15 protein-coding genes are annotated in these 8,778 nt (G+C 58.0%); all 15 read left to right on the top strand.

Annotated elements, in window-relative coordinates; translation table 11 throughout:
• Positions 1–159 precede the first annotated feature (159 nt).
• The 15 genes from EL26_RS22710 (at position 160) to EL26_RS22650 (ending at position 8,734) form a co-directional block, all read left to right on the top strand.
• Positions 160–459, top strand: a complete 300-nt coding sequence (locus tag EL26_RS22710; protein WP_038094687.1) for a hypothetical protein — start codon at positions 160–162, stop codon at positions 457–459.
• Complete coding sequence (locus tag EL26_RS25700; RefSeq protein WP_161780789.1) at positions 456–602, top strand: hypothetical protein; 147 nt, start codon at positions 456–458, stop codon at positions 600–602. Before EL26_RS22710 ends, EL26_RS25700 begins: the two co-directional genes overlap by 4 nt.
• The gene (locus EL26_RS25695) at positions 580–753 is read left to right on the top strand and encodes a hypothetical protein (protein ID WP_161780788.1); all 174 of its coding nucleotides are present in this window, start codon (positions 580–582) and stop codon (positions 751–753) included. The genes EL26_RS25700 and EL26_RS25695 overlap by 23 nt, the downstream gene beginning before the upstream one ends.
• Positions 754–768: 15 nt before the next feature.
• Positions 769–981 carry a hypothetical protein gene (locus EL26_RS25690; protein WP_038094685.1) on the top strand — a complete coding sequence of 71 codons (213 nt, stop codon included), beginning with the start codon at positions 769–771 and terminating at the stop codon, positions 979–981.
• Positions 978–1,376, top strand: coding sequence for a RusA family crossover junction endodeoxyribonuclease (locus EL26_RS25685; RefSeq protein ID WP_038094683.1), 399 nt, complete (start codon positions 978–980; stop codon positions 1,374–1,376). The genes EL26_RS25690 and EL26_RS25685 overlap by 4 nt, the downstream gene beginning before the upstream one ends.
• 247 nt (positions 1,377–1,623) lie before the next feature.
• Positions 1,624–1,905 carry a hypothetical protein gene (locus tag EL26_RS22690; RefSeq protein WP_152559376.1) on the top strand — a complete coding sequence of 94 codons (282 nt, stop codon included), beginning with the start codon at positions 1,624–1,626 and terminating at the stop codon, positions 1,903–1,905.
• Positions 1,906–1,917: 12 nt separating this feature from the next.
• Entirely contained in the window at positions 1,918–2,646 is a 729-nt protein-coding gene (locus EL26_RS22685; protein ID WP_052036723.1) for a BRO family protein, read from the top strand.
• 46 nt (positions 2,647–2,692) lie between these two features.
• Complete coding sequence (locus tag EL26_RS22680) at positions 2,693–2,944, top strand: hypothetical protein (RefSeq protein ID WP_038094677.1); 252 nt, start codon at positions 2,693–2,695, stop codon at positions 2,942–2,944.
• A gap of 160 nt (positions 2,945–3,104) precedes the next feature.
• Complete coding sequence (locus EL26_RS25680) at positions 3,105–3,251, top strand: hypothetical protein (protein ID WP_161780787.1); 147 nt, start codon at positions 3,105–3,107, stop codon at positions 3,249–3,251.
• A 57-nt stretch (positions 3,252–3,308) separates the two neighbouring features.
• Entirely contained in the window at positions 3,309–4,616 is a 1,308-nt protein-coding gene (locus EL26_RS22675; RefSeq protein WP_038094675.1) for a phosphoadenosine phosphosulfate reductase domain-containing protein, read from the top strand.
• Positions 4,617–4,666: 50 nt separating this feature from the next.
• Entirely contained in the window at positions 4,667–6,505 is a 1,839-nt protein-coding gene (locus tag EL26_RS22670) for a DNA cytosine methyltransferase (RefSeq protein WP_038094673.1), read from the top strand.
• A gap of 33 nt (positions 6,506–6,538) precedes the next feature.
• Positions 6,539–7,102 carry a DUF1281 family ferredoxin-like fold protein gene (locus EL26_RS22665; protein WP_038094671.1) on the top strand — a complete coding sequence of 188 codons (564 nt, stop codon included), beginning with the start codon at positions 6,539–6,541 and terminating at the stop codon, positions 7,100–7,102.
• A gap of 181 nt (positions 7,103–7,283) precedes the next feature.
• Positions 7,284–7,670 carry a hypothetical protein gene (locus tag EL26_RS22660; protein ID WP_038094669.1) on the top strand — a complete coding sequence of 129 codons (387 nt, stop codon included), beginning with the start codon at positions 7,284–7,286 and terminating at the stop codon, positions 7,668–7,670.
• A complete protein-coding gene (locus EL26_RS22655; protein ID WP_038094667.1) occupies positions 7,667–8,263 on the top strand; it encodes a hypothetical protein in 597 nt (198 codons plus the stop codon). Before EL26_RS22660 ends, EL26_RS22655 begins: the two co-directional genes overlap by 4 nt.
• A gap of 18 nt (positions 8,264–8,281) precedes the next feature.
• Positions 8,282–8,734: a hypothetical protein gene (locus EL26_RS22650; protein WP_038094665.1), complete on the top strand. Its 453-nt coding sequence runs from the start codon at positions 8,282–8,284 to the stop codon at positions 8,732–8,734.
• Positions 8,735–8,778 lie beyond the last annotated feature (44 nt).

The raw sequence follows: 8,778 nt of genomic DNA, 5'->3' as shown, positions 1-8,778 counted from the left end.
CTTGAAGCAAAGCCCCGCCGAAGACGTGCAAAGCATCCTGACGGCGGTTGAGCGGGCGCGAGCGGACATCTGTAACGCGTTGACCAGTTTGTCCGTGCAGAGAGACGCAACGATCAACGACTTCGGGCAACTCAGCCTGTTCAACGAGGTGGAGTCGGTATGCTGACGGAAGCGCAACGCAAGACCTTCTCCCGCGAGTGGTTGGAGCTGATCGACGACGCGGAGGGGTTGGGTTTGAGTGTCGTGTGGAGACGAGGGTTTATCACGAATGGCTTCCTCTACATCGTGAGCGAGGAGCAAGAAATCATCGTGTGGCCGCACGGAGGAATGATCAAAGCAACTTGGTTGACAGATACGAAATCGGAGGATTTCGATACCACTTCCGACGATGAAGCCATCTCCACCATCCGCCGCTGGCTCAACGAGGCAGAGTGCTACAAGGAGGACCCCGCCGCATGAACTCCTTGACCGTTCTCGCTGGCTGGGCGCTGGTCACTTGCATCTGCTACCTCGCCTACATGACCAAGACCAAGACCAAGAAAATCACCGCACGCTTCCCGCAGATGCGGGGTGAGCACGATGCAGACAAGCATCAAGCATAAATGCCGGGGCTGGAACCGCTCGATGCCGCTGCCGAGAGAGGAACAGGCCAAGCAGTACCGCCGCATCCTCTCCGGGCTTGGATACGAGTCGCAGAAGCCGCTGGAAACGACAGACGGGTATGTGGTGAAGTTCCGCAAGAAAAAGAACTGAGAGGAGCGGGTATCCATGGGGAAGCGAAGCAAGGCACCGACCATCGACCAACGAAACGAGCAAGCGATTCGCAACGCGCTGGAAGCACGCGGCGGCGAGTCCGAAGTACGGATGTTGAAACTGATGTGCTCCGACGACGAAACGGTTTGCGAAATCATCCAGAGCATGCACGGCATCATCAAGCCGGCGTATGTGGTACCGACGAGCATCGTGAGGTTGGCGCGATGAGAGTGCTGAACCTGACGATCCCCGGAAACCCGCCCAGCGTGAACCACATGTACCGCAACTTCACCGAAGGCGGACGCCGCATGCGTGTCATCAAGCACGAAGGCAAGATGTGGATGAAGGCAACCCAGCAACTCGCGACCGTTGCAATGAAGCAGCAGAGCTGGACGCCGACCGTGGAAGAGAAGCTGGTCGCCGAGATCCGCGTCTTCTGGCCGGATCGCCGCAAGCGCGACGTGCACAACATCGACAAAATCCTGTGGGACGCCCTGGAAGGTTTCGTCTTCGACAACGACCGCTGGGTGCTCCCAAGATACATGGATTTCGACTATGACAAGAAGAACCCGCGGGTGGAGATCAAGTTTTACCCGCTGGCAGAGGAGGGACAGAGCGCATGACGACCGCAACCGAAACGCAGGCCGGTGAACAAAAGACGGAGCAGACCGAAGCACGCAACGAGCGCAATAAGCTCGAACTGGAGGACAAAATCCTCCGCTACTTCCAGAACAAGGAGATCGAGAAAGAGCGCAAGGAAGAGAACAAAATCCTCTTCGAAGAGATCGAAGCGTTCTTCGAAGGCATGGAGGACNGCGCAAGGAAGAGAACAAAATCCTCTTCGAAGAGATCGAAGCGTTCTTCGAAGGCATGGAGGACGTCGATGACGACCTTGTGCTCCCGCTGCCGAACGGCGAGTACGCCTTGCTCTCCAAGAAGGCGTACGTGAAAGACATCTTCGACAAGGACGCGCTCGCCAACGAGTTGCTGATCGCCAAGGACGAACTCAAAACCCCGTTCGACTACTCCATCATGACAGCGCAAGGCAAGCTGACGCCGGACCAGATCAGCAAGCACACCAGCACGGAAACGATCGTTAAAATCCGCCTGAGCAAGCGGAAGACGAAGCCGCGCAAGAAGAAAAGCGAGTAGGGGGATACCACGATGCAAGAGTTGCAGTTCAACTACAAGGGTACTGACATCCGTACGGTTGAGGTTGAAGGAGTCAAATGGTTCGTCGCCAGCGACGTTTGCCGCATCCTCGACCTTGATACCAGCCTCGCAGTCAACGGACGACTGCGCGACGGCAAGCCGAGCGGCGGTTTGGATGACGACGAAAAGGGTACTGCCCTTGTCAGTACCCCCGGCGGGAACCAAGAAGTCCTCATCATCAACGAACCGGGTCTGTACTCGCTGGTGCTTCGAAGCCGCAAGGATGAGGCGAAAGCGTTCAAACGGTGGATCACGCACGACGTGCTCCCGGAACTCCGCAAGACTGGCACATATTCGATCAACGGCTCCCAACCCGCACTCATGGCGCAGATGACCGAAGTGCTCTCAACCATGACGCAACTGGTTGCCACGATCCAAGACCGTGACGCGAAGCTCGACCGCGTGGCATACGAACTGGACACCGCACTGACGATCAACAACCACGCTCAGACGATCGTGCACAAAGCCATCAAGACGCGTGTCAGTACCCTTGAGCCGGACATCATCGGCGACGGCGGCAAGAAAAAACGGAACCCGAACCGTCCACCGCTCTACAAAGAGCTCTACGCCGACATCCACAAGCACTTTGGTGTCGACTCCTTCCGGGACATCAAGCCCAAGGACTTCGACGCAGCGGTGGAGTTCATCCGCAACTGGAGTCCGGCGGTTGCTCTCGCATAACAGCATTTGATCACACACCACCAAAACGGAAGGAGGAGCAAACACCATGAATATCGTTGACATCTCGTATCACAAAATCCAGATGGTAGGACGGATCGCGACGGAAGAAGAGGCGCGCGCAGCCTACGAGGCAGGAAAAACCGCATTCGCCTTTTGGTCGGACTACCCTGAAACGGGTATGGCTTGGGCAGGACAAGCGATGTCCAAAAGCTATGGCGAGGGTTTCGACGGCGACCGTATCGAAAAGCGACGCGCTGTGACCCATTGGACGATCAAGGACGACGAGCAGACCGCATGACGGCTGGGAAATTCACCGTCCATGTGCCGCCCGGAAACAGCTTCTCGCAAGGTAAGGCGTGGGAAAAGTTGCTGATCGAATCGGAAACGCCGGGCATGTACTACCAGTACAAGATTCACAAGATACTCAGGGTGGACGTGCTCCCAGNGAAACGCCGGGCATGTACTACCAGTACAAGATTCACAAGATACTCAGGGTGGACGTGCTCCCAGACGGTGTGACGCTGCACTTCGAAGGTGAACGCCAATGGGAACTGGTAAAGCGGAAGAACGGCCCGCTGTTTATGTGCAAGATCGGCTACAAGTGATTTTTGATCACACACCACCGGAACCCTAAGCCGTCCGGTGGAGAAAGGGGGAGGCGCATGGAAGACTTGCTGGGAAACGTGATCGAGGATGAACGGAAGCAGTTCACCACGATTGAACTGCTGACCGAAGCGCGAAACGAAATCCGCGAACTGTACCTCGACGAGAAAGATCAACGGCCGTGGCGGATTGGCTACAGCGGCGGGAAGGATTCCACTCTGACTGTGTCGCTAGTGGCTGGAGTGATGTTGAACCTCCCGCCGGAACAACTCAAACGCCACGTCTACGTGGTTGGCGCTGATACGGGCGTCGAGACGCCGATGATCCACGAGCACCTGAAATCGCAGGCCGAACAGATTCAGCAGTTCGCCGACAAGTACAAGTTGCCGCTGACCGTGAAGATCGTGAAGCGCGAAACCAAAGATAGCTACTTCGTCGAAACGCTGGGGCGGGGCTACCCGCTCCCCCACAACGGCGAGCGGAGGTGCACGGACAAGCTCAAGATCATCCCGCAGGAGACGGCCACGGCCGGAATCGACGTGTCCTTGGTACTGACCGGTGTGCGTGCCTCCGAGAGCGAAGCGCGAAGTCGCCGGTACGACAACAAATTCGCTGACGGCGAGTACCGCCCGATTCTCTGGTTTACAGTCGAGAACGTCTGGGAGGCGCTAGAGGCGCCGCTTCCGTGGGGCTCCTCGCAGTCCATCCTGCAGATTTACAAAGAGGCCACCGGAGAGTGTGGGTTCCGCAACCCGAAGGGCACCGAGAAAAGCAAGGTTGACGCATGCGGAGCGCGGTTCGGCTGCTGGATCTGCCCGGTCGTTCAGCAAGACAAATCGACCGAGTACCTGAGCCGGAGTCACGACTGGTTGGAACCGCTGACGGAGTGGAGAGAGCTCCACATGATCGTCTACGGTCACAACGAGCCGCCGCGCAAGCCCGGCGAGACGGACGTAGAGCGCGCCAAGACCAAACGGCTTTGGGAACGGATCAACGAACGCGTGAAACTGCTGACGAAAGCTGGCTTCATGCGAAACATGAAACAGCTCGACGAGGGCTCCGGTTGCCTGATCATCGAAGCCCGGAAGTTCCTCCTCGACAAACTACTCGATGCCGAGCAACGGATGAACAAATTACGTGCGGCCGCAGGCTTGCCGCCTTCTGAATTGATCGAAGCAGACGAGGTAAAAGAAATCCTCGCTCAACATGTGGAAGACGCGAGAGAGCGTCCGTTCTTGACGAAGGGTATCCCGCCCGCTGAGATCGGGAAGCGCATCGACGAGATCATTGAACAGGCGACGGCCGAGATGGAAATGCCGTACGATCCGGCGACGGAGAATCTGTTCACGCTCAGCGACGCTGTGTGAGAGGAGAGAAGCACCCATGACCGACCGGGTGCTGAGGAAGGGGAAAGACAATGCTTAATCTAAAAACTGAATTCACGTTCGTGTCGGTGTGCAGCGGGATCGGCGGCGGGACGTTGGGTTTCGCGGAAGCCTTGACTGAGTACATGGGGTACGTAGCCAAGTTCCGTCCGCTGTACGGCATCGACGTAGACCCGGAGATTTGCAAAGATTACGAAAACCTCACGGGCGACCCGTGTTACAACCTCGACCTGTTCGACCGTCAGCAGTACATCGACTGGCACGGGCACGAGCCCCCTGAAGGCTGGGAGGAAGTCACCCCGGACTTGATCCGCCGCCTCTCCGACGGCGTAGCCCCGGACGTAGTGTTCTTCTCCGCCCCGTGCAAAGGGTTCTCCGGCCTGCTCCCCAAGGAGTCTGCCAAGAGCAAGAAGTACCAGGCGCTCAACAAGCTCTACTGGCGCGTGATGTGGCTGTACATGGAGGCGTTCCCGGAAGACGGTCCGGCGCTGATCATTTCCGAGAACGTGCCCCGCATCAAGGCGCGAGGCGCGGACTGGTTGAAAAAGTGCCGCGAGCTCTGCGAGAGTCGCGGGTACGCCTTCCACAACTCCGACCACGACTGCGGGGAGATCGGCGGCCTCGCGCAAATCCGACACCGCAACATGTCGGTTGCCCGCAACCAGCAGAAGTGCTCCGTCTGGCTCCACCAACCGCCGAAGAAGAAGCACAAGACAATCGGCGAAGTCATCGGCCCGCTGCCGCTTCCGGGCGACACCGACGCGTGCGGCCCGCTCCACAAGCTTCCGCGCTTGCAGTGGAAAGTCTGGATGCGCTTGGCGATGATCCCAGCTGGCGGCGACTGGCGAGACCTTGAGAAGTACGATCACACCAAGTATGGCGTCCTTGGATACAAGCCCCGTGGCGGCGCGCTTGCCGTCGAGGACTGGGACAGCACTTCGCGGGCGGTGACCGGCGGCGCGGGCTTCGGGCGGAGCAACGGCGCAGCGGCGATCAATGACATGCGGTTTGGCACCAACGCCAACCGCCACGTCTCCCACTACCGCGTCGAACCGATGGACGGTGTAGCCGGGACCGTGACTGGCGCAACGCATGTAGCAAACGGCCGTATCTGCGTATCCGACACCCGCCTGAAAGATCGCGAGTCCCGGCACCCCGGCGTCTACCAAATCGTGAAGTTTGAAGAGGTCGGGCCGTGCGTGACTGGGACGCGGTTCGGAAGTGGCGCTCCCGCCATCGCCGACCCGCGTGTCAAGGCAGGGACGCACAGCCGCCAAGACGACTACGGAGTGTACAACTGGCATGATACCGCGAAGACGGTACGGGGAGCAGGGCGGACAATGAACAGCCGCTCCTCGATCGCGGACCCGCGCATTAACTGCAAGCTCCGCGCCGGTACCTACGGAGTAGTCGACTGGAACGGAACGGCACCCACCATCGCGGGGAGCATCGACATCCACCAAGGAACGGCGGCTTTCGCAGATCCGCGAGTCGGGAACGACAGCGACGCCTACGAGCCCGCCGAAGAGTTCCAAATCCCCGAAGACAAGAAAAACGGCGTTTGGATCATCCTCAGCCCGCATGACGGAGCGTGGCACCGCCCGCTGACGACTTACGAGCTGGCGATGCTTCAAGGTTTCCCCTCGCACATGCCGGACGGCAAACCGTTCCAACTCGTCGGCGGCAATGACGCCAAGTGGCGGGAGCGGATCGGGAACGCGGTACCGCCCGCAGCAGCGCGCGCCATCGCCGAAAGCATGCTGCTGACCCTCATGGCCTCGCAGACGGGTGACTGGTTCGGCTTGTCGATGGAACCCGTATGGGTGGCACCGGAAGAAAACGAAGTCAAGGAGCCGGCGCTGGTCCACTAAGGACCGCCCGGCCATAGAGAGGAGAACAACGGTATGCCGAATCACGTAACCAACCGCCTGACCATTATCGGAACCGAAGAGCAAGTAGCTGAGGTGAAAAAATTCCTCGCTTACGGGGGGGAGATCGGAACCATCGACTTCAACGCGATCACCCCGATGCCGAAATGGGTGTTCAACGGGAACACGCTGTCCGGCGTCGAGGAAGAGAAATACGGCGAAGAAAACTGCTGGTACAGATGGTCTATCAACAACTGGGGCACCAAATGGAACGCCTACAGTCAGCCCGACCACCGCAATACCGCAGACACGATCTATTTCACAACCGCATGGAGCGCGCCGCTCGACCTGATGAAAAAGCTCTCTTGGATTTATCCGAATCTTGAATTTGAATTCGCTTGGGCTGACGAAGACCTTGGGCGTAACATCGGCAAGGTGAAGTTTCAGGACGGCGTCGCCATCGAAGAATACGAGCCGGAGGGCGGAAGCCGCGAAGCAAGAGAGTTGTTCTTCCAGATCATGCAGGCGACGCCCGCCGAGTATGGGATGAATGAGAACTACGAGTACGTCGACGACGAGGAAGGCGGTGAATCCGCATGAGCAACCAACCGAACAAGATCAATCCGGAAGACATCACCAAGGACTTTGACATCATCGTTGAGACGCAACAAACGATCATCAATCTCCTGACGCAAAACAGTACCCCTGCGGCCGAAATGATCAAAGCCAANAACAAACGATCATCAATCTCCTGACGCAAAACAGTACCCCTGCGGCCGAAATGATCAAAGCCAACGCCAGAGCCACGATCAACACGACGAACGCGGCGCGCTTCGGGGTGCAAGCCATCTTGCTGCTGAATGCGGAGCAGGCCGCGCGCATCGCGGAGCTGGAGAAGCAAGTCCAAACCGAACCGATCCGGGCGTTCATCGAGATGTACGACGTCGGTCACAGCGGCATCGACGACCTGCGGGTATACAGTCTGGTGCAATCCTACCTCATGCTGTGGGAGGAGCACTCGCACGAGTGGATGCGGAAGGTTGATGAGATTTGGGGTCGCTGGGACGGAGTGCTGTCTGAGAACATCGACTATCCGCGTAACCACGAATTCATCAACGAAATCCGCGCCGTCATCGATCCTGACACCGAGGAGGTCGAGCAGGGATGACGATCACAAACGAACGACTCCGAGATATGGCTGAGCAACTGGCACCGGATATGGAAGCGGCACGGATGCTCAGTCCGGAAGAGTTGTACCGTATCTCTCTCGTTTGCCATGCGGCCACACCGGGGCCGTGGAAATGGTTGCGCTACGAAGACGGATTCCCGTACCGAATCGTGTCTGAGCAAGATGACATGCTGGTCGCCGACGCTTGCGAAAGCGCCGAAAGTGATTCTGACAGCTTCGGGATGAATGTAATTGACATCACCACGGAAGATGAGGAGTTTATCCGATTCGCGAGCTATGCGTTGCCTGTTGCAATCGAACACATCAAGGCGCAGGAAGAAGAAATCTCCGCGCTGCGGGAACGCCTCCGCAAACAAGGGGAGCACGCGGAGCTGAAAGCGATCCTGACCGTGCACGACATGCAAGAGGAAGAAGAAACCACCACCGATGACAGCACCACACTTTTGTTGATTCGGTACTACACCCGAACCGGACGCTTTGACCCCATGCTGAAAAAAAATCGTTGCCGAGGACGGCAGAACGGCAGCGGAAATCCTGCGCGACGTCCGCGCCGCCATCGGCTACCAGACTGAGCAAGGAGGAGAACGGGTATGACGAACAAACCGCAGTTGCTGAGTCCGGAACAACTCCAAGGAATTCTCCGCCGCCGTGTAATCATCGGAACCCTCGACACCGCGTGGCAGGAGGAAGCGGGATACAAAAACTCTCGATTGCCCGCTGAACTTGCTGAAGCCGCTCCGATCTCGTTTCAGGAGTTGGTAGGCGACATCGACGCGCTGATTCAGGATCGGGCGGCGCGGGAAGAGCACAAGGAACTCTGCGCGGTGCTGGACTTGTACCACTCCAGAGCGGTCAAGGCAGATGACGCGATGTACATCGTCAACAACATGTTCGGTCGGGATTGCACTGATATTTACAAGCCCGATCCCGTCACGAGAGCTTGGTTAGATTGGGAGAGCACCTGTGGTCATCTGTCCGCAGAGGAAGCACTGGATTGTATCGCCGCCGTAATTGGCTACCAGAAAGGGGGCGAGGGGGCATGAGTCCGACACCGATCTACCGCTTCAAGCATCTGTTCAAAATTCCG

The sequence above is a fragment of the Tumebacillus flagellatus genome (genome assembly GCF_000714935.1).
Lineage (GTDB): Bacteria > Bacillota > Bacilli > Tumebacillales > Tumebacillaceae > Tumebacillus > Tumebacillus flagellatus.
This window is presented reverse-complemented; position numbering and strand designations above follow the sequence as displayed.